The following is a 25657-nucleotide window of genomic DNA, read 5'->3' on the forward strand; positions in this document are numbered from 1 at the left end:
AGATACGAGATACGAGATAAATGGGGAGTTTAAAAAGGTTGTTGGGATAAAACAAAGGGAAGAAAAAAAATATCGTGGCATAGCCGGGGGGACTATACCACGGGTGCCAACGACACCTTCGCTTGCTGCCGGAGTGATATAGCAAAGCCATATCACCTCTGGAATAAAATTAAAGAGAAGTAGTTTCTCTTCGATGGAGTAACTATACGTCCAGCTACTTATTTTACTTATAAAATTAACGACAGATACCTATGAGAAAACCGACATTGTCTCAAGTGATTGATAATTAATGATTTGTTTTTGTTTGGGAGGGTTTGTACTAGTGAGGTAGTTCTCGCTAGTTGTTGAAAGTAACGTTTTTGACGTAAACGTTTTTAACGAAACTTACGAGTATGTATTTTCGAAAACATTGATTTCACACAATAGAATTGTGGGCATGTATGTGTATCATGGCGTTAATAACAATCTTTCTCATTATCAGTCACGAATTGGGTACTTATGAAACTCTCACAATTAGAGCAAGGAAAGGCGGCTTCTATTGTTGCACTAACAGGTTTAACACCAGACGTAAGGAAGAAACTTATGGTCATGGGTATGTTGCCAAAAACCGAGGTGACGCTTATCCGCCGTGCACCTATGGGTGATCCGCTTCAAGTTGAAGTGAGAGGTGTTTCTATCGCCATTCGTGAAAGCATTGCAGAACAAATCGAGGTTATCTAAATGGATTATCAAGTTCTTACCGTTGGTAACCCGAATAGTGGTAAAACAACACTGTTCAACGCACTGACTGGTGCTAAGCAGCACGTTGGTAACTGGGTTGGTGTCACTGTTGAAAAGAAGACGGGTTTATACTCGCACGCTGGTGATCAGTTTCAACTAACGGATTTACCGGGTATCTACGCACTAGACAGTGGTAATGATGCGAACAGCATCGATGAGTCTATCGCGTCTCGCGCTGTTTTAACTCACCCAGCAGATGTGATCATCAATGTTGTCGACGCTAGCTGTCTAGAACGAAGCTTATATATGACATTACAGCTGCGTGAGTTGGGTCGCCCAATGATCGTTGTGTTGAACAAAATGGATGTATTAAAGCGCGAACGTCAGGTGATTAACCTTAAAGCACTAGAGAAAGAGCTAGGTTGCCCAGTTCTAAGCTTGTCTGCAAACGATAAAGGTCAAGTGGTTCGCTTTAAAGAGCGTCTGCATAAACTGCTTGTTCAAGGTGTGAGCCTTGACCCTATCTCTATTGATTACGATGCCGCGTTAGAAGCTCTTATCCCTTCTGTTGAGTCACAATTTGATGATGCTGACGTATCTCACCGAGCGCTAGCGATTCGTGCTTTAGAAAATGATTACTTGGTATTGAATGGTTTAGCCCCACAAACTCGCACTCAAATTGATAGCGTGCGTCTTGGTGCCGATTTCGATATTGACCTTGCTGTTGCTGACGCTAAATACACTTTCTTACATGACCTTTGTAAACGTGTTCGTCGCAGCGAAGGCAAACTAAGCCGTAACTTTACAGAGAAAGCAGACCAATTCATTTTGAACAAATGGGTCGGTATTCCTTTCTTCTTCGTTATCATGTACCTAATGTTCATGTTCTCTATCAATATCGGTAGTGCGTTTATCGACTTCTTCGATATTGGTGTTGGAGCAATATTAGTTGATGGTGGACACCACTTATTAGATGGCCATTTACCAGTTTGGTTAGTCACTGTACTTGCTGATGGTATTGGCGGCGGTATCCAAACGGTTGCGACCTTTATTCCTGTTATCGCAGCGCTTTACCTATTCTTAGCGGTACTAGAAAGCTCAGGCTACATGGCTCGTGCTGCATTTGTACTTGATAAAGTGATGCAGAAGATTGGTTTACCGGGTAAAGCATTTGTCCCACTTGTACTGGGCTTTGGTTGTAACGTGCCTTCAATCATGGCAACTCGTACTCTTGACCAAGAGCGCGAACGTAAACTAGCAGCATCAATGGCGCCGTTTATGTCATGTGGTGCTCGTTTACCGGTATACGCACTGTTCGCGGCGGCGTTCTTCCCAGGTGCAGGACAAAACGTAGTATTCGCTCTGTACATCATGGGTATCGTTGCTTCTGTACTTACGGGTTTGTTCCTGAAAAACACGATCTACCCAGGTAGCAGTGATAGCTTAGTGATGGAAATGCCAGATTACGAATTGCCGACAGTGCAAAACGTAATGTTGAAAACTTGGCAGAAGCTGAAGCGTTTCGTACTTGGTGCAGGTAAAACAATCGTGATGGTTGTGGCTATTCTTAGCTTCCTAAACTCTCTAGGTATGGACGGCAGCTTTGGTAACGAAGATAGCGAAAACTCAGTACTGTCTAGAGCAGCTCAAGTTGTAACACCTGTATTCCAACCAATTGGTATTACTGAAGAGAACTGGCCTGCAACGGTTGGTATCATCACAGGTATTTTCGCTAAAGAAGCCGTTGTTGGTACATTAAATAGCCTATATACAACGCCTTCTGATGAAGAAGCAGCTGAGTTTGACTTAGCAGCAAGCCTGCAAGAAGCGGTAATGACGATCCCTGAAAACCTAGCCGGATTGAGCTACTCAGATCCATTAGGTATTGAAGTTGGCGACTTGTCTGACTCTAATTCTGTAGCAGCTGACCAAGACGTCGATACCTCTATCTTTGGTAACTTGAAAGACAAGTTTGTATCTGGTCATGCGGCATTCGCTTACTTGATTCTTATCCTGCTTTACACGCCTTGTGTGGCCGCGATGGGTGCTTATGTTCGTGAATTTGGTCAGACGTTTGCACGCTTCATCGCGGTTTGGACGATGGCTCTTGGTTACTTTGGTGCGACTTTCTACTACCAAGCGGCAAACTTTGCTGCGCATCCTGTGACAAGTGCAGTATGGATGGTGGCGATTGCTGGTGGTTTTGTGGTGACGTATCGCGTCTTCAAGAAAGTGGGCAGTAAGCAGAAAGCACTAGAGGTGCAAGTAGTATGATTTTAACTGAACTTCATCAATACATTGATAGCCACGGCGTTGCGGCTCGTAAAGAGCTCGCTGCAAAGTTTGGCATGAGTGAAGATGGCGTCGATGCGATGCTGAGTGTTTGGGTCAAGAAAGGGAAAGTTTCTCGCTTGGTCGATACGAATAAGCATGGTCATACAACGCGTATTCGCTACACCATCAGCAAACAAGATGGTTTGTCGCTTAACGTGATGATGTAGTTCGGTCTTCAGACTCTCGTTGAAAAAGGCGAGATTAGAAAATGACAAAGCCGCTTATCTAAGATGAGCGGCTTTTTGTTATGTGTCTTTTCTGAAGTGTTTTGCTTTAAAGCTCAATGAGATGAACTCGAATTATGCTTTCTTGAAGATAGAGCTCAGTGACAGAACGTTTTGGATACGAGTCAGGATAGCGGCTTGATCTTCTTCACTGCGCTGTTCGCCTTTTGTATTACCCCATACTGGGCCGGGCCAAGCAATGTCGTCTTTGAAGCGTGCAATATGGTGGATGTGCAGTTGTGGCACCATATTACCCAGCGCACCAAGGTTCAATTTGTCTGGTTGGAACGTTGCTTCTAATGCTTGGCTTACCGCCTGAGATTCATGTAGGAACTGCTGTTGCTCTTTCATTGGTAAGTGGTGCAACTCTTTTAGGTTGGCACGTTTTGGTACCAAGATAACCCAAGGCACTGCGTTATCTTTGTGTAGCAGGGCTAAGCTCAGTGGAAATTCGCCGATAAGTGTGGTGTCTTTCGCAAGTTGCGGGTGAAGTTCGAAGCTCATGATCTTTCCAATTAATTGTTTTACATGAGTATAAGGTCGGAGTTTGAATGTGGCTAGGGCTTACGTTCTCAATAAGCAGATTTCCTATCACGTTCGTCCCTCACTGTAGGGAATGATGGTGAGAAGAGGGATAACGATTTGGTGTGGTTTGATGGCGCATCATTGATGTTGTCTTGGATTCACTACACCTATTCTCGTCATCTCCTAGAGCGACGAATGAGCGTAATAGGAGATCTCTTGCTGTGTAGGTTAGCTAATCGCTTAAATAATCGAGTAAACAAACCTCCAGACAAAAAAAAGTTGACGCTTTCACGTCAACCTTTCTAATTTTCTCGAATCTCGAATCTCGAATCTCGAATCTCGAATCTCGAATCGCTTACATGCGCTCTAGAGTGTCGATACCTAGAAGCGATAGACCTTGCTTGATCGTCTTCGCTGTTAGTGCAGCAAGCTTCAGACGGCTCTGCTTAACAGCTTTGTCTTCAGCAACTAGGATAGGGCAAGCTTCGTAGAAGCTAGAGAATTGACCAGCTAGTTCGAATAGGTAGCTACACATGATGTGTGGTTGACCTTCACGAGCAACAGACTGTACTGCTTCTTCAAACTGTAGAAGTTTCGCGATAAGCGCTTTCTCTTTCTCTTCAGTGATTTTGATTTCACCTTCAAGCGAGTCCATAGAAATGCCAGCTTTAGCAAATACAGAAGCAACACGAGTGTATGCGTACTGCATGTATGGTGCTGTGTTGCCTTCGAATGCAAGCATGTTGTCCCAATCGAACACGTAGTCAGTAGTGCGGTGCTTAGAAAGGTCTGCGTACTTAACCGCTGCCATAGCAACAGTGTTCGCGATCGCTTTCTTCTCGTCTTCTGCTAGTTCTGGGTTCTTAGATTCGATTAGCTGCGCTGCACGAACTTCGGCTTCATCAAGAAGATCAGCAAGACGAACAGTACCGCCTGCACGAGTCTTGAATGGTTTACCGTCTTTACCTAGCATCATGCCGAATGCGTGGTGCTCAAGAGAAACAGATTCTGGGATGTAACCTGCTTTACGAACGATAGTCCAAGCTTGCATTAGGTGCTGGTGTTGACGTGAGTCGATGAAGTAAAGAACGCGGTCTGCGCCTAGTTCTTCAAAACGGTATTTTGCACAAGCAATGTCGGTTGTTGTGTAAAGGAAGCCGCCGTCGCGTTTCTGGATGATAACGCCCATTGGGTCACCATCTTTGTTTTTGTATTCGTCTAGGAATACAACTTGTGCGCCGTCATCTTCTTTAGCAAGACCTTGCTCTTTCAGATCCGCAACAATAGTTGGAAGCATGTGGTTGTACATGCTTTCGCCCATTACGTCATCACGTGTTAGAGACACGTTTAGACGATCGTAGTTGCGTTGGTTTTGAATCATTGTTACGTCAACAAGCTTCTTCCACATCTCTGCGCAGAACTCGTCGCCGCTTTGCAGTTTAACAACGTAGCCACGTGCTTTAACTGCGAACTCTTCGTCTTCATCGTAGAGCTTTTTAGATTCACGGTAGAAGCCTTCAAGGTCAGCAAGTTCCATTGAAACTTCACCAGACTCAGCCTGAACGCGCTCAAGGTTTGCGATAAGCATACCGAATTGAGTACCCCAGTCACCGATGTGGTTAGCGCGGATAACGTTGTGGCCTAGAAATTCTAGAGTACGAACGACCGCATCACCGATGATAGTTGAACGTAGGTGACCAACGTGCATTTCTTTAGCAACGTTTGGCGCAGAGTAATCCGCAACAATAGTTTGCGTTTCAGCAACGGCAACACCAAGGCGAGAGTCAGCCAATGCTGCGTCTGCTTGTTTGGCTAGGAAAGCTTCATCTAGGAAGATGTTTAGGAAACCCGGACCTGCGATTTCAACTTTAGACGCGATACCGTCTAGGTTTAGAACGTCCAATACTTTTTGAGCAAATTCTCGTGGGTTAGTGCCTAGTCGTTTAGCAACGCCCATAACGCCGTTTGCTTGGTAGTCACCAAACTGTGGTTTTGCAGATTGACGAACAGCAGCAGGAGAGCCTGCAGGTGCGCCAGCGGCTTCTAGAGCCTGAGATACTTTGTCATTAATAAGTGCTTGGATATTCACACGCGTTTCCTTCAATTCAAGGATGATAAGAGTGGCCGTTAATTCTTGGTCATTAAATTGGTTAATTATGCTTCTAGTTAACGATTTAATGCCAAAATCAGCAGCAGACTCTGTTTAAGTTCACAGAAATGGCGGTAATCATACCAATTTTGTGCGGTTTCTTATAGGTCGAATTGATAGAAAATTAACATTTCCTGAGTGGTTTTTGACAATCGACTTTTAGCAAGACGCGTTTGCATGTTTAAGGAGCGAAAAGAACATAGTTATTGAGTGTTTTTTGTAAAAGCAACGCTTGTTGCAAAAGGCAAAACTGATAACATGCAGCCATTATTTGGAGAACACAGACAATGATGATGAGCCTGAAGCAAGCTGAACTAGAACCACAACAAATGATCGCCCGCCTTGATACTTTTATGGCAAAAATCGAGAGCCTAGGAAATACATTAGGTTTGGATTTAAGCTTTGCTCAAGCGGATCATATTGCGCTGCGAATCAATGACACTGAGCTAGCGAAATCTGCCCATCAAGCGTGGTCTGAGTACGGCTCTATGATTTCTGAGGCGATGATTAATGGTCGTCCAATTGTGGTGTTGGCTTTCGATGAACCCTTGCAAAGCCTTGGCTGGAAAATTGAATGTTTGGAGCTGCCATATCCAGCAGAAGGTAAGATTTACCCAAGCCAAGATTGGGAACATGTAGAGTTTGTGATTCCTTCTCATGCCCAAACAGCTGATGAGTATCTAGCGGATCTTAAAGAAACTTACCCGCAGTTCGCTGCTAACTTTGAAACGCTGGGTGAGCAAGGCGTTAAGATCAAACTCTCTAGCCCGAAAGGCGAGGGTGAACGCTTGAATAACCCAACAGTGGCTTTTAAACATCAAGGGATTTGCATCAAGCTGCATCCACACTCTTTGAAGAAGATTGTGGAATCAGAACAGGCTTAATTTGAATAGAGAGTTGCTAGGAAAGAGATTCCTGATCTCGCCTTGGCTCGTCGGAATGACGGGGTGTTCGATGAAATTTTCCAGAGTCTATCTTTGGATAGTGACAGACTGAGCGTTCGAGAGCGTATGTTAGAGCCTATAGCTCGAAGGTTCATCACCGAGTTCGTCATTCCCGATAGCGACGAAGGAGCGTAGTCGGGAATCTCTCAAAGCGAGTCTGATCATCAGATACAAAAAACGCGCGATGGGCTTTTCCTATTGCGCGTTTTTTATTGGGTTCTAACTGGAAGTCTTACCGGAAATCGAATATCCGATTTACAGAATTACAGTCTTGTTGCCGTAAACAAACACATGATCATTGATCACCTTGTTTAACGCCTTACTTAATACATTCTTCTCTACGTCACGACCGGCTTGTGCCATGTCTTTCGCGCTGAAGTTGTGATCCACAGGGATAACATCTTGCTTGATGATTGGACCTTCATCCAAATCATTCGTCACAAAGTGTGCCGTTGCGCCAATGATCTTCACGCCGCGCTCATACGCTTGTTGGTATGGCTTCGCGCCAATAAATGCTGGCAAGAAGCTGTGGTGGATATTGATGATCTTGTGGTGGTATTTTTCAACAAAACCTGGTGTCAGCACTCGCATGTACTTAGCCAAAACAAGGTAATCCGCCTCGTACTGGTCAATCACTTCTAGCATCTTCTTCTCATGTTCTTCACGGTTTAGCCCTTCGTGAGAAACATGGTGGTAAGGGATGTCAAAACGCTCGGTTAGGCTTTGTAGAATGTCGTAGTTACCGACAACGGCCGCAATTTCAACGTCTAAGCTGCCATCGAAGTTCTTCATTAGAATGTCGCCAAGGCAGTGTGCTTCCTTGGTCACGAGTATCACAACACGCTTGCGAGACGAATCAACAAGCTTACGTTTCGTATTTGGTGGCAGGGCTTGGTCTAAATCGGCAAGCAAGGTTTCATCATTGAAATAGCCTTCCAGCTCGGTGCGCATAAAGAAGTGGCCACTTGTGTTATCTACGAACTCATTGTTGTGAATAATATTGAGTTGGTGCTTATAACAAATATTGGTGATCTTAGAGATGAGGCCCGGGGCATCAGTACAATGTGTTAGTAAAGTTTTTCTTTCCATTTGCATCTTACTTCCATGAAATGTTGCACTTATTATATGAAATAGGGATTCTTCAAATTTAATGCAGGCCGTCGAACGGTGAACTGAGCCGCAATATCACCGTTATAATTAATCTATTATCAAGTTGGTTTCAACAAATTCTGCTGCTGATTTATCGCTTTGATAAATTGTTTGATATAGAAATATCAGTTTTTAGATAGAAAAACAGGCAGAAGCTTCATTTTTAAAAGTTTTGACCGTAGTACGCATTTGAACTTCAACCGAGGCATTTACGCCTTGGCCAAAAATAGAGGTGATACTTATGGATAAAGAGTTACTAGCCAAAAAACTGTACTGCAAGCGAGTGAATTCATTGGCGAGAGGTACCGAATTAGGTGGTCATGTTCTAGATGAAATGTGGGAAAGTAAGACCTCACCAACCGATGCAGCGAAAGCCATACAGCCTGGTGATAACCATTTTGAAGGTGCTCCTTGGCTATCACGTTATCTCAGTCGAAAATAAAAACGATTCTCTAATTCCTACTTCTTCAATTCTTACCTTCAAGGTAACTTAAGCCACGTCAAGCCAAGCCAAACACCTCCGGTGCGAAGTCATTCTTGATTCGCGCCGGCTCACTAAACCTGCCATAATTCTCCTTCTCTTTTTCTAAACTTCGTACTCTATGATATTTAAAACGTTTTCTGCTGATGGCGCTCTGGGCAAAGCTATCCCTGGGTTTCAACCAAGACAAGCTCAGTTAGACATGGCTGAAGCGGTTTCACAAGCTATTGAAAATCAAAGCCAGTTGGTTGTTGAGGCTGGAACAGGTACTGGTAAGACGTTTGCTTACCTAGTGCCTGCGCTGCTTAGTGGCAAGAAAACCATCATTAGTACGGGGTCTAAAAACCTTCAAGAGCAGCTGTTTCACCGAGATTTACCCTTGATGGTCGATGCGCTTGGCTTTTATGGTCAAGTTGCGTTGCTCAAAGGACGTTCAAACTATTTGTGTTTGGACAGACTCAGCCGCCAAATGATCGAGAGTCATGGTGCTCATACCGATCCAACGCTGCTGGCTCAGTTAGTCAAAGTTCGTAGTTGGTCGTCATCCACTCAAACGGGTGATTTAGGCGATTGTGATGATATCGCTGAAGACAGCCCGGTTATTCCAACCATTACCTCGACCAATGATAATTGCTTGGGTAAAGAGTGCCCAAGCTATACCGATTGCTTTGTGCTTAAAGCGCGTAAAAAAGCGATGGATTCCGATGTGGTGGTCGTAAACCACCACCTTTTCCTAGCTGATTTGGCGATCAAAGAAACCGGATTTGGCGAATTGATACCTGAAGCTGACGTGTTTATTTTCGATGAAGCACATCAACTTCCTGACATCGCCAGCCAGTACTTCGGACAATCGGTTTCCAGTCGACAGATCCAAGAGTTAGCCAAAGACATTGAAATTGCTTACCGAACTGAAGCCAAAGACATGCGTCAGCTACAGAAAGTAGGGGATAGGCTCGTTCAATCGTCAGCCGATCTGCGTATTGTGCTTGGTGATACCGGCTTTCGTGGTAACTGGCGCGAAGCTTTGAAATCCGAGTCGATTGCACGCGAGTTAGTTCGTTTGCAAGATGCTCTGCAACTTGCTGTTGATGTATTGAAGTTAGCACTTGGGCGAAGCCAGTTGTTAGATACCGCTTTCGAACGCGCAAATATGATTAAGTCGCGTATCGAACGTGTGTGCGATGTGTCGATCACTGGCTATTCGTATTGGTATGACACTACACCGCGCCACTTTGCTCTGCATATCACACCGCTTTCTGTCGCCGATAAATTCCACGAACAGATTGAGCTGAAGCCGGGCGCATGGGTGTTTACCTCAGCAACCTTGGCGGTGTCGGATGATTTCGAACACTTTACTTCTCGATTAGGGTTAAAACCGTCGGCACAGTTTTCACTGCCGAGCCCGTTTGATTATCCGAATCAAGCGCGCTTGTGTGTGCCTCGTTATCTTCCAGAACCGAATAGCCCCGGTCTCGCGGATAAGCTAGTAAGAATGCTGACTCCTGTGATTGAGCAAAACCAAGGCCGCTGTTTCTTCTTGTGTACTTCACACAGCATGATGAAAGAGTTGGGGGAGCGATTCCGTGAAACCCTCTCGGTTCCCGTTCTATTGCAAGGTGAGACAAGTAAGCAAAAAACCTTAGCCGAATTCATGGAATTAGGTAACGCATTGCTGGTGGCTACAGGTGCTTTCTGGGAGGGGATAGATGTTAGGGGCGACGCATTAAGCTGTGTTATCATCGATAAATTGCCCTTTACAGCCCCTGATGACCCTTTACTTAAGGCTCGAATCGAGGACTGTAAGCTAAAAGGGGGTGATCCTTTTGCACAAGTACAGTTGCCAGACGCTGTGATTACCTTGAAACAAGGTGTCGGCCGATTGATACGTGACAAGCGCGATAATGGTGCTTTGATTATTTGCGATAATCGATTGGTGACTCGCGATTACGGTGGCATATTTTTGGCGAGTTTACCGCCTATCCCTCGTACACGTGACTTAGGGGTCATTAAAGAATTCTTAGCTAAAGACCATTCAACCGCTGCTGAGTAATTGGCATTGTTGAGTTTAGCCATTATTTTTAGATTAGATAACGAATATTTGAGACACAAATGAGCGCGAAAATTCTTGCAGTAGATACCGCAACTGAAAACTGTTCAGTTGCATTAGTAATTGGTGACCAGGTGTTCGCACGTAGCGAAGAGGCTCCTCGAGACCATACGAAGAAAATTCTACCTATGGTGGATGAAGTACTGAAAGAAGCGAATGTCGCTTTAACCGATATCGATGCTATCGCGTTTGGCCAAGGCCCAGGCAGTTTCACGGGTGTGCGTATTGGTATTGGTATTGCTCAGGGCTTGGCTTTTGGTGCGGATTTACCAATGATTGGTGTCTCTACACTGGCAGCGATGGCGCAAGGCAGCTACCGTAAATTTGGTGAAACTCATGTAGCAACAGCGATTGATGCGCGTATGAGCGAAGTGTACTGGGCTCGTTACAGCCGTGAACAAGATGGTCGTTGGACTGCGGTTGATGCCGAATGTGTAACGCCACCAAGTGAACTGGCTGCGCAGTTAGAAGCAGATTCTGAAATATGGGCGAAAGTCGGTACCGGCTGGGAAGCTTATGCCGAGCATATGGATACACTTGCGATCAACACCAAAGCGTGTGAAGTGCTATTCCCAGAAGCTCAAGATATGGCGTTCCTTGCTCAATTTGCTTACGCAGAAGGTAAAGCGGTTGCAGCAGAAGAATCTGAGCCAGTTTATCTTCGTGACAAAGTGACTTGGAAGAAACTGCCAGGTCGCGAATAATTTTTACAAGGTTCTGATGCAAATTAGGTCTAAATGCGTATTATTTAGATTTGAGAGGGCAGATATTTAGTCATGGTATCAATTAACAACTTACCTCCTTCTTCGATAGGCAGCACGTCTAAGCCGAATCGAATTAAAAAGAAGGAGCAGGCAAAAAAATCTGATGCTAGCACTGCGGTTGGGCAACCGACTAAGGTCGCTAATGCTGTTTCTCACTCTATTCGTCAAGTTAAAGAGTCTGAACTACACAAGGCTCAAATCCAGTATGATCTTCCAGAAGGCCGAGGACGTAAGGCTATGGAAGAGTATATGGATGTAATGAATCAGGCGAAGAAAGAAGAACTTGCAAAGCTTATCGGTGTCGATATCTACATCTAGAGCTTCTTATTAATGCCTGTTTAAGGACCAGAACCATGTCAAATTATCTCTCTAAATTACGCTTAATAGCCCTTTCTCTTGGTGTCTTGGTACTTGCCGGGTGTTCATCACTTCCTAGCGAACTTGAAGCAAAATCAGAGCCTGTAATTAGTGATTACCAACAGTGGGTCGACCAACTACCGGAGGCGAAAAGTGTTCGATTGGGTGGCGTTATCTCTAAAGTAACCAACTTGAAAGATAAGACTCGAATCGAAGTTGCTAATATGCCGATTTCGAGTAGCGGTAAGCCAGATATTGACGCCGAGCCCAAAGGGCGTTTTGTTGGTTACATTGATGGCTACGTTGAACCATTGAGCTTTGCTGAAGGCCGCTTAGTCACTTTAGTTGGCACATCAAATGGCACTGAAGATGGCACCATTGGTGACTACCCTTACACCTTCCCAGTCATGAATGTCTACAATCAACGTTTATGGCAGATCACTGAGCGAGTGGTTATCAACGATTTTGCGCCGAACTATTACTCTTGCCGCAGTTTGCATTGTCGCAGTTTTCAAACCATGCCTAAGTCAGGGCGTGTGATTCAAGATGTGGAATAGTCGAACCTAACCCCGACACACTTAACGACAGGGACAACTTAAAATCAATGATTGAAAAGTCATACTCCCTTGCGAGCGGGACGCTTGCCACACAACAGATAGGCAACCCACAAACGACCGCAACGACGGTCGTTTTTATTCATGGGTGGTTGGATAATTCGTCCAGCTTTAATCAGGTTATGCAGCAAGCCGCCAAGTTTGCGCCCAATGCTCACCTTGTTGCTATCGATCTCTTCGGACACGGCTTCTCGTCGCATAAATCGGGAAGTTACTACCCATTTCATGATTATATTGATGACTTGCATCAGTTGGTGACTAAATTATCGCCAAACAGACTGGTACTGGTAGGACATTCACTTGGTGCATTGATATCAAGTTGCTATAGTGCCGCCTTTCCTGAAAAGGTGTCAGGATTAATTCAAATTGAAGGTCACGGACCTCTTTCTGAAGCTCCCCACGAAACAGTCTCTCGCTTGAGGGATGGGGTACTCAGTCGTCTTCGACAGCGAAGAAAGCCTTCACGTCCTCTGGCAAGCCTTGAGGATGCTATTAAGCTGAGAGCTCACGCCAACCAAATTAATGCTGAATTAATCGCTCCTATTGTTGAGCGAGGTATTGTCGAGTTCGAGAACTCTTGGCAATGGCGATGCGACCCTAATCTAAAATGTGACTCGTTATATCGAATGTCACAGGCGCACGCTGAAGCGATTATGGCGGCTATTGAATGCCCTCAATTAATAATCCTAGGGAATGGTGGATTCCGACATTTGCAGCATAATCGCTACAAATCAGTGCATAGTCCTCTGCATATAGAGACTGTTCCTGGCGGACATCATTGTCATTTAGAGAGCCCAGAGCTAGTTTCAGAGCTAATTCTTGGTGTAGTTAACAAAATTTAAACAAGTGTTTGAGCCTTTTAGTGCTCATGCACTAAAGCTGTGCTGTAATACCGCAATGATAAAAAGCGGCGAAGCAGTCGTCAGCTGATAAACGAGGAGTAACATCGTGGATAAACCTTGGCTTTCACGTTATCCAAGTGACGTACCAGAAACGATCAACCCAGATCAGTACCCATCTCTTGTAGAAATGTTTGAACAGTCGGTACAGAAGTACGCAGACCAACCTGCATTCGAGAACATGGGCTCGATTATGACATTCCGTAAGCTAGAAGAGCGCAGCCGTGCTTTTGCCGCTTACCTGCAGAATGACTTGAAACTGAAGAAGGGCGATCGCGTCGCGCTAATGATGCCAAACCTACTGCAATACCCAATTGCACTGTTTGGTGTATTGCGTGCCGGTATGATTGCAGTGAACGTCAACCCACTGTACACACCTCGTGAGCTTGAACATCAACTGAACGATTCTGGTGCAAAGGCGATTGTTATCGTATCTAACTTTGCGAGCACGCTAGAGAAAGTGGTTGATAACACGCCGGTTAAACACGTTGTACTCACCAGCCTAGGGCAAATGCTGCCACGCGCGAAAGGTACAATTGTCGATTTCGTAGTGAAGTACGTAAAAGGCATGGTACCTAAGTATGACCTGCCTGGTGCTATCTCATTCAGAAAAGCACTGCACAAAGGTCGCCGTCTTCAGTATGTGAAGCCGTTTATGGCGGGTGATGACATTGCATTCCTACAGTACACGGGTGGTACAACGGGTGTAGCTAAGGGCGCAATCCTAACGCACCGCAATATGATTGCGAACGTACTTCAAGCTAAAGGGGCTTACGGTCCTGTTCTGCAAGAAGGCCGCGAGTTGGTTGTAACAGCACTGCCGCTTTACCACGTATTTGCACTGACCGTGAACTGCTTACTGTTTGTTGAGATGGGTGGTCGTAACCTTCTAATTACTAACCCTCGTGATATTCCAGGTTTCATTAAAGAGCTACAAAAGGTACCGTTTACCGCGATTACTGGCGTAAATACCCTGTTCAATGCGTTGGTAAACAACGAAGATTTCCATGAATTGGATTTCAGTAACATGCGTTTATCTGTTGGCGGAGGCATGGCGGTTCAACGCGCTGTTGCTGAGCAATGGAAGAAAGCAACAGGCGTTCACCTATTGGAAGGCTATGGGTTAACCGAGTGTTCACCACTGGTAACGGGTAACCCATACGATCTAAAAGACTACACAGGTGCAATCGGCCTACCTGTACCATCGACAGAAGTTCGTATTGTTGATGATGAAGGGAAAGTAGTAGGCAATGACCAAGTGGGTGAGTTGCAGGTTCGTGGTCCTCAAGTGATGCAAGGTTACTGGCAGCGCCCTGAAGCGACTAAAGAAGTGATCGATCAAGACGGTTGGCTATCGACAGGTGACATCGTTAAGTTTGATGACGAAGGCTTGTTGTACATCGTAGACCGTAAGAAAGACATGATTCTTGTGTCTGGATTCAACGTTTACCCGAATGAGATTGAAGACGTAGTGGCTCTGCACGGTAAAGTGTTAGAAGTTGCAGCTATCGGTCAACCTCATGAAGTGTCTGGTGAGCTGGTTAAGATCTACGTTGTTAAGCGCGATCCTAGCCTGACTAAAGAAGACATTATCGCGCACTGTCGTGAGCACCTAACGGGTTACAAGATCCCTAAATTAGTCGAGTTCAGAGATGATCTTCCAAAGACTAACGTAGGTAAGATCTTACGCCGCGTACTGCGTGAAGAAAACGATGCAGAATTGGCTAAACGCGCTAGCGAATAATTAGCCCGTTTACGCGAAAGTACTGCACCATAACCATTGAGGCGCTTAATCTAAGCGAGCGCTGAAAAATGGTGTTAGAATGCCGACAGTTAATGTCGGCATTTTTGTATCCGGCGATCAAATAGAAACCTGTGAGAGTTTTTGTGGATTATCAAATCATTACCCAATTGAAAGACCTTGAGCGAGTTTGCCAACAAGCACGTGAAGCCGATGTCGTTATGCTTGATACGGAGTTCGTTCGTACTAGAACCTATTACCCTCAATTAGGCTTGATTCAGTTATTTGATGGTGAAATGCTGTCACTGATTGACCCTATTGCTCTTGATGACATGACACCGTTCGTTACCTTGTTGAAAGACGCATCAGTATTGAAAGTGCTGCACGCGTGCGGTGAAGATTTGGAAGTGTTCCAGAACGCATTTGGCTGTACACCAACACCAATGGTTGATACACAGATCATGGCGGCTTTCTTAGGTCATGGTTTATCAACGGGCTTTGCTGCTCTGGTTTCAGAGTTTGTCGGTGTCGATCTCGATAAGAGTGAATCTCGCACAGACTGGCTAGCGCGTCCGCTTTCTCAAAAACAATTGGACTACGCAGCAGCAGACGTGCATTACCTAATGCCAATGTACAACAAGCTTCTAGAAAAAGTGATGGAAGCTGGCTGGTGGGAAGCGGCTCAGCAAGAGTCTGATTTACAAGTTGCCAAGCGCATTCGTAAAGTAAACCCAGATACAGCCTACCTTGATATTAAAGGGGCGTGGCAGCTTAAACCTAAGCAATTAGCGATCTTACGACCTCTAGCAACTTGGCGTCTAAAAGAAGCAATCAAGCGCGATTTAGCGCTGAACTTTGTCTTCAAAGAACAAGACCTATGGGCTGTGGCGCGTTTTGCGATGAAAGATCCCAAGCACATGGAGCAAGAGGGTTTTGATTACCGCTCTGTGCGTCGCCATGGTGCGAAGATCAGCTCAATCGTAAAGTTAGCGGAACATACACCAGAAGAAGAGTACCCAGCACCAGTAGAACGTCTAATGGACTTCCCTGGCTACAAGCAACTCTTCAAAGTGCTGAAAGATGAAGTGAAAACAGCATCACAACACAGTGGTTTGGCGACGGAATTCTTGGCATCGAAGAAGCAACTTAACCAAATGTTAAGCTGGGTGTGGAAGCACGATCGTAACCCAGAAAAGCTGCCTGATGTTATGCAAGGCTGGCGTTTAGATGTGGTTGGCGAAAAGCTGAGTAAAGCGATCAAATAACCGCTTGCTGCTTTAAAGCCTAACTTAGTTACAGTTATAAACTGCACATACAAAAAAGAGAGCCTAGGCTCTCTTTTTTATTCAATCAATACAAGCAAGTGTATTACCTGCCAATCTTGTTCAGAAAGATTATCGATCTTCTTCTGGAAGCTTAACATTCAACTCTAACACTGAGATGTCGTCATCTTTGTGTTCAAAAGTCAGATCAACCATTGATGGATCGACCTCAACGTACTTGGCAATACACTTCAAGATGTCTTCTTTTAGTTGCGGCAGGTAAGACGGCGCTGGGTCGTCATGGCTGCGTCGTTCGGCAACAATGATCTGCAAACGTTCTTTGGCTAGGTTTGCGGTTGTCTTTTTCTGTGGTCTAAAAAACTCTAATAATGACATTGTGCATTAGCCCCCGAACAGTCGTTTGAAGATGCCTTTCTTCTGTTCCGTTAAGAAGCGGAAGTCAACTTGGCTACCCAGTAGTCGCTCTACAGTATCATTGTAAGCCATACCTGCGTCGGTTGCTTCGTCAAAGATAACTGGAACACCCTTGTTCGATGCGTTCAGTACCGCTTGGCTCTCTGGAATTACACCCAGTAGAGAGATGTGCAGGATTTCTTCAACGTCTTCAACACTGAGCATCTCACCTTGAGTTACACGTGCTGGGTTGTAGCGAGTCAATAGAAGGTGTGTTTTCACTGGCTCTAAGCCGTCTTCAGAACGACGAGATTTAGAGTCAAGAATACCTAGAATACGGTCTGAATCGCGTACTGAAGAGACTTCTGGGTTGGTGGTTACAATCGCTTCATCAGCGAAGTACAACGCCATAAGAGCGCCTTGTTCGATACCCGCAGGAGAATCACAGATGATGAAATCAAAGCCCATTTCATCCAGTTCATCAAATACACGACGAACACCATCTTTTGTTAGTGCGTCTTTATCACGAGTTTGAGAAGCAGGAAGAATGAACAGGTTCTCTGTGCGCTTGTCTTTGATCATCGCTTGGTTCAGCGTCGCTTCACCATTGATAACATTAACGAAGTCGTACACAACACGACGCTCACAACCCATGATTAAATCTAGGTTACGCAGACCGATATCAAAGTCGATAACTGCGGTTTTCTTTCCTTTTAAAGCCAGACCCGAGGCAATAGCTGCACTGGAGGTCGTTTTGCCTACCCCGCCTTTACCTGACGTTACAACGATAATGCGTGCCATTCTGTTTTCCTTTTATTTCTCTTATATTGCGAGGACATCAACGTGTAATACATCGTTTGCCATACTGAACATGGTTTTCTTCTGCCAGTACTCGCTTTCAATTTGATCGCTGAGCCAGTAATTTCCAGCAATGGAAACCAGCTCGGCTTGTAAGTCATTACAAATTATTTTTGCTTCAGTTTGACCACTTGCACCTGCAATCGCACGGCCGCGTAAAGTGCCATGAATATGGATGCTGCCATCGGCAATCACTTCCGCGCCTGCACTCACATGGCTGAGTATCAATAGATCGCCATCTTTCGCATAAACCTGCTGACCAGAACGAATAGGGGTTCTAATCACTTTGATTGGTGCCATTTTCGCTGGAGCTTGAGATGGCGACTTGCTTGCCGTCATCACTGCAAAACCGGCTTCTTTAGCGAGGTTTTGCATTCGCTTATCAGAACAGCCTGCCACACCAACCGGGATCATGCCCGCTTGAGATATACCATTTTTAAGTTGCACAAAATCGATATCGCCCGCGACTTTACTGATGTTGATAACAACAGGTGCGGCAGCGAAAAACGTAGGTGCTTGGTCTACTTTCTCTTGAAGAAAAGAGACTGCATTTTCGACTTGATCATCGGATAAGTGCAAAACAGATAGCGTAAAGCTGCTACCTTTTAGATCTGGGTTACTAGACATCGAAAAACTACAGGACCTCAATAGCGGATTAGTACAATTTCTTTATCAATAAAATAAAGGGCATTGCCTGAAACTAGGTTTATCATGTTATATTCCCAAACCAAGCACAGCAAGTAATCTTGTTGTCAAATGGACGTTTTGTTCCCAATATTTCCCTAACATAAACTATTGATCTCGCAAGTGAGAGTTTTGTAGTCATAATCAATTAAAAGGTTTGTCATGCTGTGTTCTATATATAAAAGCTCAAAGAAAGAAGGAACATACCTTTATATCCCTAAGAAGGATGATTTTTCACAAGTTCCTGACGCATTGATGCAAATGTTTGGTAAACCTAGTTTTGTAATGGTAATTAAAATGGATGGCCGTAAACTGGCTCAAGTAAACATCGAAAAAGTGAAAGAATCACTGAATACCGATGGTTTCTTTTTACAGGTTCCGCCACCACCAGTTAACGAACTTGAGCTTCATAAAGAGCGTAAAGCTCAACAGAAATCTCAAGACGAAGAGTGATAGCCACCTCAATTCAAGGAGGAGTGATCGTTGAGTAAATTTTCGAAAACCATATTGGCTGTGTCGGCATTACTATTGGGTAATAGCCTGACCATAAGTTCAGTACAAGCTGAAGAACTGAGCTTCGAGCAATATGTAGAAAAACTAAAACAACAAGGCCGTGAAGAAGGCATCTCTGAAGCGATCATTGATGAAGCCTTTGATGGTGTAACGTTTAAGCCAAGAGCGGTAAAAGCCGACAAAAACCAACCTGAGAAAAAACTGACTCTGGATGAATACATTCCACGAGCGGTTCCAGATTGGAAAGTGAAGCAAGCAAGGTCACTCTACAAGGAGCATTACACCGCGTTAAAGCGTATTGGTGATGAATATGGTGTTCAACCAAGATTCATTGTCGCGCTATGGGGCGTTGAGAGTAATTTTGGTAAGTTCACGGGCAATTACAGCGTTATCGACGCCCTAACGACCATGGCTTATGAAGGACGCCGAGAAGCTTTCTTCCGTAGCGAAGCGATGGCGGCATTGAAGATTCTTGATCAAGGCCATATTGCACCAAAAGAGATGAAAGGCTCTTGGGCTGGTGCGATGGGTCAACCTCAGTTTATGCCAAGCTCATTCTTAGCTTACGCCGCTGATGGCAGTGGTGATGGCAAGAAAGACATTTGGGGCACTGAAGAAGACGTATTTGCTTCGGCGGCCAATTATCTCAGCCAATCAGGGTGGGATGACAAATATACTTGGGGTCGTCAGGTTCATGTTCCGTCAACTGTGCTGATCGATTTACAAGGTCGAGACGAAGACAAAGCGAAATACTTAAAAGAGTGGTCTGAACTCGGTATTAAACGCTATGACGATCGCCCACTGCCAACACTTGATGAAGACATTAAAGCTTGGTTAATCATGCCGGATGATGAAACCGGACGTTCGTACCTCATTTATAACAACTACAATGTGTTAATGAAGTGGAATCGTTCTTACTACTTTGCTTTGGCAGTAAGCCACCTAGCCGACAGAATTAAGTTTGATTAACAGACCTAAGTCGCTTTGAATAGCATTTGGCCTATCATAGGCAGAACGAACTAAAGGACTCTTCGGAGTCCTTTTTGATTTTATATTTCAGAGATTTAATAAGGTGATCTTGTGCTAACAGATAGAGCTGCACAGATGGTGATATTCCATGCGCTGATCAAGCACGAAGGCTTTACCAGTGCTGCAAAAAGCTTGAACGTTTCGGTGTCCCATATCAGTAAGCAAGTCGCTTTGCTTGAAGACTCTATAGGCATCAAGCTGGTGCAAAGGACAACACGAAGCTTAACGCTCACTGAAGCGGGAGACGTGTTCTATCAACATTGTGAGCAGCTGTTTAACACGGTGAAAGCAGCACAGATGGATATGGATAGCCAGCGCGATGATATCTCTGGAATACTACGCGTCGGTTTGTCGCAGTCATTTGGCACACTCCATATCATTCCGGCGATTGATCAACTCAGACAGCTTTATCCTCAGTTGAGAATCGAGGTCCACTTGTTCGACTATAAGGTGGACATGATTGAAGAGCGCTTGGATCTCTGGATCACCAACAATGAAGATTTGCCTGAAGGTTACATTGCGCAGCGATTAGCCGACAGTCAGTTTGTGGTGGCTGCGTCACCGGATTATCTGATTAAGGCTGGGACGCCACATGTACCTTCCGATTTGATTGACCATAACTGTCTTATCTATCGCAGCCGTGAACGAGATTACACATCGTGGGCGTTTGACAACGGGCAAGAAAACCTCAGCGTCAAAGTCGCGGGCGATTACTCAGTCGATTTGGCTGAGGCAGTACGAGACGCGGCAGTATCAGGGTGGGGCGTTGCTTATTTGGCGACTTACTTAGTGAAAGAAGAGTTTAGAACGGGCAAGCTCATTCAAGTATTGCCAGAGTGGAGAGCCAGTCAGCTGATGCCATTCTATGCCGTTTACCCGAGCCGAAAGAATATGCCGAAGAAGCTTTCGGCAGTGATTGAGTTCATTAAAGATCATATCGGGTCGCCGACGTATTGGGACAAAAACCTCAAAACTTGCGTTGAACTGCATCGCTAACTGTTTCCTAATCTATAAATATAATTTCCATATGGAAAAAGTACGCTTTTTAATCAAAGTTAATTATTAAAATTCAATAACTTAATTATACTCATAGTTAAATCGTGATTACCCCAACATCACATTAACAACCTCAGCTTGCCGCAAACGATTTCCTCTATAGAATGCGTCGCCTTTCCTACCTACAACTTTTAGGTTGACGCACATGGCTTCCCTACTTGGAATTATCACTATTTTAGTTGCCGCTTGGTTACTATCTACGGACAGAAAAAATATTCCACTAAGAACAGTCTCTTTGGCTTTCTTATTACAAATCTCATTCGCGCTATTGGTTCTGTATGTACCAATGGGTAAAGAAGTGTTGAATGCAGCCACGGGTGCGGTATCTAGCTTGATCAACTACGGTCAAGAGGGGATTAACTTCCTATTTGGTGGCCTAACTAATAACGGATTTGTTTTCGCGATTAATGTTCTTGGCATCATTATCTTTTTCTCTGCACTGATTTCAGGCTTGTACCACATCGGCTTTATGCCAAAGGTGATCAACCTTATTGGTGGTGCGCTACAGAAGTTCTTGGGCACAGGTCGTGCGGAGTCACTGTCTGCGACTGCCAATATCTTTGTCGGCATGATTGAAGCGCCATTGGTGGTTAAGCCTTACTTAAAACACATGACAGATTCACAACTGTTTGCTGTGATGGTGTGTGGTTTGGCTTCTGTCGCTGGTGGTACGCTAGTGGGTTACGCATCGCTTGGCGTTGATCTAAATTACCTGATCGCAGCTGCATTTATGTCTGCACCTGCTGGCCTATTGATGGCTAAGATCTTAGTACCAGGTAGCGCAGATGACGCTCAAGAAAATATTGAGTCTGACGTTGAAATTCCACGAGCAACAAACGTAGTTGAGGCAATGGCAGATGGGGCTATGTCTGGACTTCGTATTGCCGTTGCGGTGGGTGCGACACTACTTGCCTTTATCAGTGTGATTGCAATGCTGAATGGCTTGCTAGGTATTGTTGGTGGTTGGTTTGGCGTAAACCTAAGCTTCGAACTTCTACTAGGTTATGTGTTCGCACCCGTTGCATGGCTGATCGGTGTGCCGTGGTCTGAGGCTGTGGTTGCGGGCTCATTGATCGGTAACAAGATTGTCGTGAACGAGTTCGTGGCTTTCATCCAACTAATGGATGCTAAAGAGGCGCTAAGTGAGCACTCACAAGCGATCGTAACTTTCGCTCTATGCGGCTTTGCTAACATCTCTACCATGGCGATTCTTATCGGTGGTTTGGGCAGCTTAGTTCCAGAGCGTCGCTCTTTCATCTCACAATATGGCTTCAAAGCAATTTGTGCAGGTGTGTTTGCTAACCTAATGAGTGCTGCTATTGCTGGTGTTGTACTTTCTCTATAGTTAACTGATCATGACTTTACTCCCCCTATAGTAAAGTGACTGATTAATCACAATAATATTCGGTTAGCGTGAAAAAGAGAGCCTATAGTGTAAGAACGTAGGCTTTCTTATTTCATTGAATAGTTTGTACCACAGGGTGTGGTGCAAACCTTTTAGGGGCACAAATGGATTTGTCGATTACTTCTTCTTTGGCGTTAATTGGACTCTTGTCTTTAGCTTGTCAGCAGCTCGGCTGGCGTTTACGTCTTCCCGCCATTCTCCCTCTCCTTATCGTTGGCCTATTGTTAGGTCCCGGCCTGAATATTCTAAATCCCGATGCCATTTTCGGTGATGTGCTGTTTCCTATGATCTCCTTAGGGGTTGCCATCATCTTGTTTGAAGGAGCATTGACCCTAAATTTCAAAGAAATCAGAGGCCATGGCCGGATGGTGACTCACCTCGTGAGTTTCGGCATGTTGATTACATGGGCGTGTATCGTGGTGGGGGCATACTACTTTGTGGACTTCAGTTGGCCGTTAGCCGCACTGTTTGGTGCATTAGTTGTGGTAACTGGCCCTACGGTAATCGTGCCCATGCTTCGCAGTATTCAGCCTAAATCTTCGTTAGGCAGTATCTTGCGATGGGAAGGGATAGTAATTGATCCGATTGGCGCTCTGTTTGCGGTTCTCGTCTACGAGTACATTGTTTCTTCTGCCGACCCTACCGGACACGTTCTGTCAGCTCTGGGCCTGACGTTAGTCATAGGTTTAGGCTTAGGGATCATCGGTGGCCATTTGATTGCCAAGATGCTGCAAGGGCATTGGGTACCGCACTATTTACGTAATGTGGCTGTGCTGACGCTAATGTTGGCGGCGTTCTCGTTTTCTAATGATCTGAGTGAAGAATCGGGTTTATTAACCGTGACCATCATGGGGATCTGGCTTGCCAACGTGAAGGGCTTGGACATCGAAGACATCATCGAATTCAAAGAAACCCTGACCGTGTTACTTATTTCTGCGTTGTTTATTCTGTTAGCCAGTCGACTCGATTCGGGGGCTTTCCTTTCGATAGGTTGGGGCGGTATTGGGTTGCTAGCGGTGGTTATGTTGGTGGCTCGCCCGTTAAGCGTGTGGATCAGCGGGATCGGTACGGATCTTAATTCGGCGGATAAATGGTTTTTGAGTTGGATGGCACCTCGCGGGATCGTAGCAGCCGCGGTTTCTTCTCTGTTTGCGATAAAACTGCAAGAGAAGCAATTGATTGAAGGCGCAGATCTGCTCGTGCCCATGGTGTTCTTAGTCATTATTGGTACGGTTGTGATTCAGAGCTTAACCGCGAGCTGGTGGGCGAGAAGGCTAGGGGTCACTCAAGAGAAAGCGCAAGGGGTTATATTCTTTGGCGCCACTCACTTTGCAAGACAATTTGCCAAGGTGCTAGCCACACACAACATCAACAGTGTGCTTGCTGATACTAACTGGGAAAGCATTCGCTTAGCTCGTATGGATAACTTGAATGTTTACTTTGGTAACCCAGCTTCAAGCCACGCGGAAAACAATTTGGAACTCGATGGGATAGGGCGTGCGATGATCGTCTCGCCTTATCGTCAAACCAACCCGTTAGTCAGCATGCATTACCAAGACGAGTTTGGTGCCAATAAGGTGTTTGAGCTTGAATCGTCAGAGACTAAGCATGAAAGACATCAAGTGAGCCGCAATGGCAATCGAAGTCTGTTCTCGGAAGGGATTACCTATTCTAAGCTTAACTCACTGATGGCTCAGGGTAGCCAAATTAAAAGTACAGGTTTGACCGAGGCATTTGATTTAAAAGAGTTTAATGCTTTGTATCCTAAAGCCATTCCTCTTGGGGTGATCACTGGCGGTGATTTCCGTTTAATGACACAAGGATCTGAGTTGGAAAAACTTATATCAACGGAGTGTGAGCTTATTAGTTTATTACCGCCTTCTGAACAGACGGAAAAAGTCGAGACTCCAGATAAGTAGCAACGAGCGCTTCATCAAAAGCGAGTCACCCCGTTTTAAAAACGAATAGCTAAGTACCAAAGCATCAAAAAAGCCGCAACGTTCATCACGTTGCGGCTTTCTAATTTATTTATATGCGCTGCGGACTATTTCGAGTGAAATTGCTCACAAGCGATCATGGTGTTCTCGATTAGGCTCGCCACCGTCATTGGGCCAACACCACCCGGCACAGGTGTGATGAAGCTTGCGCTTTCTTTCGCTACGTCGTATTCAACGTCACCCACTAGTTTGCCAGATTCCAAACGGTTGATACCCACATCGACCACAACAGCGCCTTTCTTAATCCAAGCGCCAGGAATGAAGTTAGGTTTACCAACGGCAACTACAACAACGTCTGCTTGACGCACGTGACCTTCAAGGTCTTTGGTGAAGCGGTGACATGTTGTCGTCGTACAACCTGCTAGAAGAAGCTCTAGCGTCATTGGGCGACCTACGATGTTTGATGCGCCAACCACAACCGCGTGCTTACCACGTAAGTCGATGTTGTAACGGTCAAGCAGCGTGATGATGCCTTTTGGCGTGCAAGAGCGAAGCTTAGGCATGCGCTGAGCCAAACGGCCGACATTGTAGGGGTGGAAGCCATCAACGTCTTTTTCTGGCGTGATACGCTCAAGAACGTGAGTGCTATCAATGCCTGCTGGTAGAGGCAGTTGAACAAGAATACCGTCGATCTCTGGATCGTCGTTCAGTTGGTCTACAAGTGTTAACAATTCGTCTTCTGTCGCAGTGGCTGGCAAGTCGTAAGATTTAGATACGAAGCCAACTTCTTCACACGCTTTACGCTTACTTCCAACGTAAACCTGAGAAGCAGGGTCTTCACCCACTAAAACAACCGCTAGGCCCGGAGCGCGTAATCCAGCTTCAGTACGAGCTTTTACACGTGCAGCAACTTCGGAGCGAACCGTTTGAGAAATTAGCTTTCCATCAATATTTTGAGCAGTCATGAATTTCCTTAGTATTGATATTCAAGTTAGTGGCTGATGTTTTTGGCGCATTATTCCAGAAAATCTTTTTGATTACCATCAAGCAAACGTTTGCTTTGCTCTATTTTCCAACACTTATATGTTTGTTGGCCTTTTTTTACCCACTTAGATCAGAATGTTACATAAAGCCGTTGCTTTACTGATTCGAATTCGTATAATTCGTTCCTGTAGCGCGCCCTTAGCTCAGCTGGATAGAGCACCTCCCTTCTAAGGAGGTGGTCGAAGGTTCGAATCCTTCAGGGCGTGCCATTATTTAAAGAAACCCGATAACTCTCCGAGTTGTCGGGTTTTTTGCATTTTACATATCATAAAACACTTCTTTTCAAGCGCGACTCATTTTCTTCTGTTATTCGTTTCATTCGGCTTATGTAATAGAAAGTTAAAATTGTTCGTTTTTTGGGGTTTACATCATTTGGTAATAAAGCCACTATGAATTCACGAAGAATAGACAAGTAAAGCTATTAGCCAGTCGGTTTAGGAATCAAAC

The 25657-nt window shown here is 45.0% G+C and carries 24 protein-coding genes and 1 tRNA gene; 18 read left to right on the forward strand and 7 right to left on the reverse strand.

Annotated elements, in window-relative coordinates; translation table 11 throughout:
* The first annotated feature begins 498 nt into the window (after positions 1–498).
* From AB4329_RS15860 to AB4329_RS15870, 3 genes are read left to right on the forward strand one after another with little or no spacing between them, the layout of a single operon-like run.
* Positions 499–720, forward strand: a complete 222-nt coding sequence (locus AB4329_RS15860) for a FeoA family protein (RefSeq protein ID WP_004734203.1) — start codon at positions 499–501, stop codon at positions 718–720.
* Entirely contained in the window at positions 721–2994 is a 2274-nt protein-coding gene (feoB, locus tag AB4329_RS15865; protein WP_372138717.1) for a Fe(2+) transporter permease subunit FeoB, read from the forward strand.
* On the forward strand, positions 2991–3221 hold the full coding sequence (locus AB4329_RS15870) for a FeoC-like transcriptional regulator (protein ID WP_017061938.1): 231 nt from the start codon (positions 2991–2993) through the stop codon (positions 3219–3221). Before feoB ends, AB4329_RS15870 begins: the two co-directional genes overlap by 4 nt.
* Positions 3222–3353: 132 nt before the next feature.
* Here the strand turns inward: AB4329_RS15870 and AB4329_RS15875 are convergent, their stop codons facing one another.
* Positions 3354–3782, reverse strand: coding sequence for an HIT domain-containing protein (locus AB4329_RS15875; protein WP_017061937.1), 429 nt, complete (start codon positions 3780–3782; stop codon positions 3354–3356).
* A 376-nt stretch (positions 3783–4158) separates the two neighbouring features.
* Positions 4159–5892, reverse strand: coding sequence for an arginine--tRNA ligase (gene argS / locus AB4329_RS15880; RefSeq protein WP_017070297.1), 1734 nt, complete (start codon positions 5890–5892; stop codon positions 4159–4161).
* A 347-nt stretch (positions 5893–6239) separates the two neighbouring features.
* Between argS and AB4329_RS15885 the strand changes: the two genes are divergently transcribed.
* Positions 6240–6836: a VOC family protein gene (locus AB4329_RS15885; protein ID WP_017070298.1), complete on the forward strand. Its 597-nt coding sequence runs from the start codon at positions 6240–6242 to the stop codon at positions 6834–6836.
* 315 nt (positions 6837–7151) lie between these two features.
* On the opposite strand, the gene purU is transcribed toward AB4329_RS15885, so the two are convergent.
* A complete protein-coding gene (gene purU / locus AB4329_RS15890; RefSeq protein WP_029235131.1) occupies positions 7152–7985 on the reverse strand; it encodes a formyltetrahydrofolate deformylase in 834 nt (277 codons plus the stop codon).
* A gap of 301 nt (positions 7986–8286) precedes the next feature.
* On the opposite strand from purU, the gene AB4329_RS15895 reads away from it, so the two are divergent.
* The 8 genes from AB4329_RS15895 (at position 8287) to rnd (ending at position 16273) form a co-directional block, all read left to right on the forward strand.
* Complete coding sequence (locus tag AB4329_RS15895) at positions 8287–8487, forward strand: hypothetical protein (RefSeq protein ID WP_372138719.1); 201 nt, start codon at positions 8287–8289, stop codon at positions 8485–8487.
* A 160-nt stretch (positions 8488–8647) separates the two neighbouring features.
* The gene (locus AB4329_RS15900; RefSeq protein ID WP_372138721.1) at positions 8648–10576 is read left to right on the forward strand and encodes an ATP-dependent DNA helicase; all 1929 of its coding nucleotides are present in this window, start codon (positions 8648–8650) and stop codon (positions 10574–10576) included.
* 59 nt (positions 10577–10635) lie between these two features.
* Positions 10636–11337 (forward strand): tRNA (adenosine(37)-N6)-threonylcarbamoyltransferase complex dimerization subunit type 1 TsaB, encoded by a 702-nt coding sequence (gene tsaB, locus AB4329_RS15905; RefSeq protein WP_017062379.1) that lies wholly within the window; start codon positions 10636–10638, stop codon positions 11335–11337.
* Between the two features lie 72 nt (positions 11338–11409).
* Positions 11410–11715 carry a hypothetical protein gene (locus AB4329_RS15910; protein ID WP_017062378.1) on the forward strand — a complete coding sequence of 102 codons (306 nt, stop codon included), beginning with the start codon at positions 11410–11412 and terminating at the stop codon, positions 11713–11715.
* Positions 11716–11750: 35 nt separating this feature from the next.
* On the forward strand, positions 11751–12311 hold the full coding sequence (locus AB4329_RS15915; protein WP_372138723.1) for a Slp family lipoprotein: 561 nt from the start codon (positions 11751–11753) through the stop codon (positions 12309–12311).
* A 47-nt stretch (positions 12312–12358) separates the two neighbouring features.
* A complete protein-coding gene (locus AB4329_RS15920; protein WP_372138725.1) occupies positions 12359–13210 on the forward strand; it encodes an alpha/beta fold hydrolase in 852 nt (283 codons plus the stop codon).
* Between the two features lie 106 nt (positions 13211–13316).
* Positions 13317–15011, forward strand: coding sequence for a long-chain-fatty-acid--CoA ligase FadD (gene fadD, locus AB4329_RS15925; protein ID WP_048660836.1), 1695 nt, complete (start codon positions 13317–13319; stop codon positions 15009–15011).
* Between the two features lie 143 nt (positions 15012–15154).
* Entirely contained in the window at positions 15155–16273 is a 1119-nt protein-coding gene (gene rnd / locus AB4329_RS15930; protein WP_017067370.1) for a ribonuclease D, read from the forward strand.
* 129 nt (positions 16274–16402) lie between these two features.
* Here rnd and minE read toward each other — a convergent pair whose 3' ends face one another.
* Genes minE through minC form a run of 3 tightly spaced genes read right to left on the reverse strand, consistent with a single transcriptional unit; the run spans position 16403 to position 18169 of the window.
* Positions 16403–16666, reverse strand: a complete 264-nt coding sequence (minE, locus tag AB4329_RS15935) for a cell division topological specificity factor MinE (RefSeq protein WP_010436847.1) — start codon at positions 16664–16666, stop codon at positions 16403–16405.
* A gap of 6 nt (positions 16667–16672) precedes the next feature.
* Positions 16673–17485 (reverse strand): septum site-determining protein MinD, encoded by an 813-nt coding sequence (gene minD, locus AB4329_RS15940; protein WP_009848498.1) that lies wholly within the window; start codon positions 17483–17485, stop codon positions 16673–16675.
* Between the two features lie 21 nt (positions 17486–17506).
* Positions 17507–18169, reverse strand: a complete 663-nt coding sequence (minC, locus tag AB4329_RS15945) for a septum site-determining protein MinC (RefSeq protein WP_017063419.1) — start codon at positions 18167–18169, stop codon at positions 17507–17509.
* Positions 18170–18388: 219 nt separating this feature from the next.
* Between minC and AB4329_RS15950 the strand changes: the two genes are divergently transcribed.
* The 5 genes from AB4329_RS15950 to AB4329_RS15970 all read left to right on the forward strand — a co-directional run bounded on the left by AB4329_RS15950 (position 18389) and on the right by AB4329_RS15970 (position 24148).
* Positions 18389–18679 carry a YcgL domain-containing protein gene (locus tag AB4329_RS15950; protein WP_017062372.1) on the forward strand — a complete coding sequence of 97 codons (291 nt, stop codon included), beginning with the start codon at positions 18389–18391 and terminating at the stop codon, positions 18677–18679.
* A gap of 30 nt (positions 18680–18709) precedes the next feature.
* Positions 18710–19708, forward strand: coding sequence for a lytic transglycosylase domain-containing protein (locus AB4329_RS15955; RefSeq protein WP_372138727.1), 999 nt, complete (start codon positions 18710–18712; stop codon positions 19706–19708).
* A 135-nt stretch (positions 19709–19843) separates the two neighbouring features.
* Positions 19844–20764 carry a LysR family transcriptional regulator gene (locus AB4329_RS15960; protein ID WP_017063421.1) on the forward strand — a complete coding sequence of 307 codons (921 nt, stop codon included), beginning with the start codon at positions 19844–19846 and terminating at the stop codon, positions 20762–20764.
* A 205-nt stretch (positions 20765–20969) separates the two neighbouring features.
* The gene (locus AB4329_RS15965) at positions 20970–22169 is read left to right on the forward strand and encodes a NupC/NupG family nucleoside CNT transporter (protein WP_372138729.1); all 1200 of its coding nucleotides are present in this window, start codon (positions 20970–20972) and stop codon (positions 22167–22169) included.
* A 164-nt stretch (positions 22170–22333) separates the two neighbouring features.
* Positions 22334–24148 (forward strand): cation:proton antiporter, encoded by a 1815-nt coding sequence (locus AB4329_RS15970; protein ID WP_372138731.1) that lies wholly within the window; start codon positions 22334–22336, stop codon positions 24146–24148.
* Between the two features lie 125 nt (positions 24149–24273).
* Here the strand turns inward: AB4329_RS15970 and folD are convergent, their stop codons facing one another.
* Positions 24274–25131 (reverse strand): bifunctional methylenetetrahydrofolate dehydrogenase/methenyltetrahydrofolate cyclohydrolase FolD, encoded by an 858-nt coding sequence (gene folD / locus AB4329_RS15975; RefSeq protein ID WP_017062367.1) that lies wholly within the window; start codon positions 25129–25131, stop codon positions 24274–24276.
* A 211-nt stretch (positions 25132–25342) separates the two neighbouring features.
* Between folD and AB4329_RS15980 the strand changes: the two genes are divergently transcribed.
* A tRNA-Arg gene (locus tag AB4329_RS15980) sits at positions 25343–25419 on the forward strand.
* Positions 25420–25657 lie beyond the last annotated feature (238 nt).

Origin of the sequence: Vibrio sp. 10N.261.54.A5 (genome assembly GCF_041471145.1) — a bacterium.
GTDB classification, from domain to species: domain Bacteria; phylum Pseudomonadota; class Gammaproteobacteria; order Enterobacterales; family Vibrionaceae; genus Vibrio; species Vibrio crassostreae_C.

Coding starts and splice junctions, on each gene's coding strand:
- folD (WP_017062367.1), bottom strand. CDS start 25,131: ATGACTGCTCAAAATATTGATGGAAAGCTAATTTCTCAAACGGTTCGC.
- AB4329_RS15965 (WP_372138729.1), top strand. CDS start 20,970: ATGGCTTCCCTACTTGGAATTATCACTATTTTAGTTGCCGCTTGGTTA.
- AB4329_RS15860 (WP_004734203.1), top strand. CDS start 499: ATGAAACTCTCACAATTAGAGCAAGGAAAGGCGGCTTCTATTGTTGCA.
- purU (WP_029235131.1), bottom strand. CDS start 7,985: ATGGAAAGAAAAACTTTACTAACACATTGTACTGATGCCCCGGGCCTC.
- minE (WP_010436847.1), bottom strand. CDS start 16,666: ATGTCATTATTAGAGTTTTTTAGACCACAGAAAAAGACAACCGCAAAC.
- AB4329_RS15915 (WP_372138723.1), top strand. CDS start 11,751: ATGTCAAATTATCTCTCTAAATTACGCTTAATAGCCCTTTCTCTTGGT.
- feoB (WP_372138717.1), top strand. CDS start 721: ATGGATTATCAAGTTCTTACCGTTGGTAACCCGAATAGTGGTAAAACA.
- minD (WP_009848498.1), bottom strand. CDS start 17,485: ATGGCACGCATTATCGTTGTAACGTCAGGTAAAGGCGGGGTAGGCAAA.
- AB4329_RS15950 (WP_017062372.1), top strand. CDS start 18,389: ATGCTGTGTTCTATATATAAAAGCTCAAAGAAAGAAGGAACATACCTT.
- AB4329_RS15910 (WP_017062378.1), top strand. CDS start 11,410: ATGGTATCAATTAACAACTTACCTCCTTCTTCGATAGGCAGCACGTCT.
- AB4329_RS15960 (WP_017063421.1), top strand. CDS start 19,844: ATGGTGATATTCCATGCGCTGATCAAGCACGAAGGCTTTACCAGTGCT.
- tsaB (WP_017062379.1), top strand. CDS start 10,636: ATGAGCGCGAAAATTCTTGCAGTAGATACCGCAACTGAAAACTGTTCA.
- AB4329_RS15920 (WP_372138725.1), top strand. CDS start 12,359: ATGATTGAAAAGTCATACTCCCTTGCGAGCGGGACGCTTGCCACACAA.
- AB4329_RS15875 (WP_017061937.1), bottom strand. CDS start 3,782: ATGAGCTTCGAACTTCACCCGCAACTTGCGAAAGACACCACACTTATC.
- AB4329_RS15870 (WP_017061938.1), top strand. CDS start 2,991: ATGATTTTAACTGAACTTCATCAATACATTGATAGCCACGGCGTTGCG.
- AB4329_RS15885 (WP_017070298.1), top strand. CDS start 6,240: ATGATGATGAGCCTGAAGCAAGCTGAACTAGAACCACAACAAATGATC.
- minC (WP_017063419.1), bottom strand. CDS start 18,169: ATGTCTAGTAACCCAGATCTAAAAGGTAGCAGCTTTACGCTATCTGTT.
- AB4329_RS15895 (WP_372138719.1), top strand. CDS start 8,287: ATGGATAAAGAGTTACTAGCCAAAAAACTGTACTGCAAGCGAGTGAAT.
- AB4329_RS15900 (WP_372138721.1), top strand. CDS start 8,648: ATGATATTTAAAACGTTTTCTGCTGATGGCGCTCTGGGCAAAGCTATC.
- AB4329_RS15970 (WP_372138731.1), top strand. CDS start 22,334: ATGGATTTGTCGATTACTTCTTCTTTGGCGTTAATTGGACTCTTGTCT.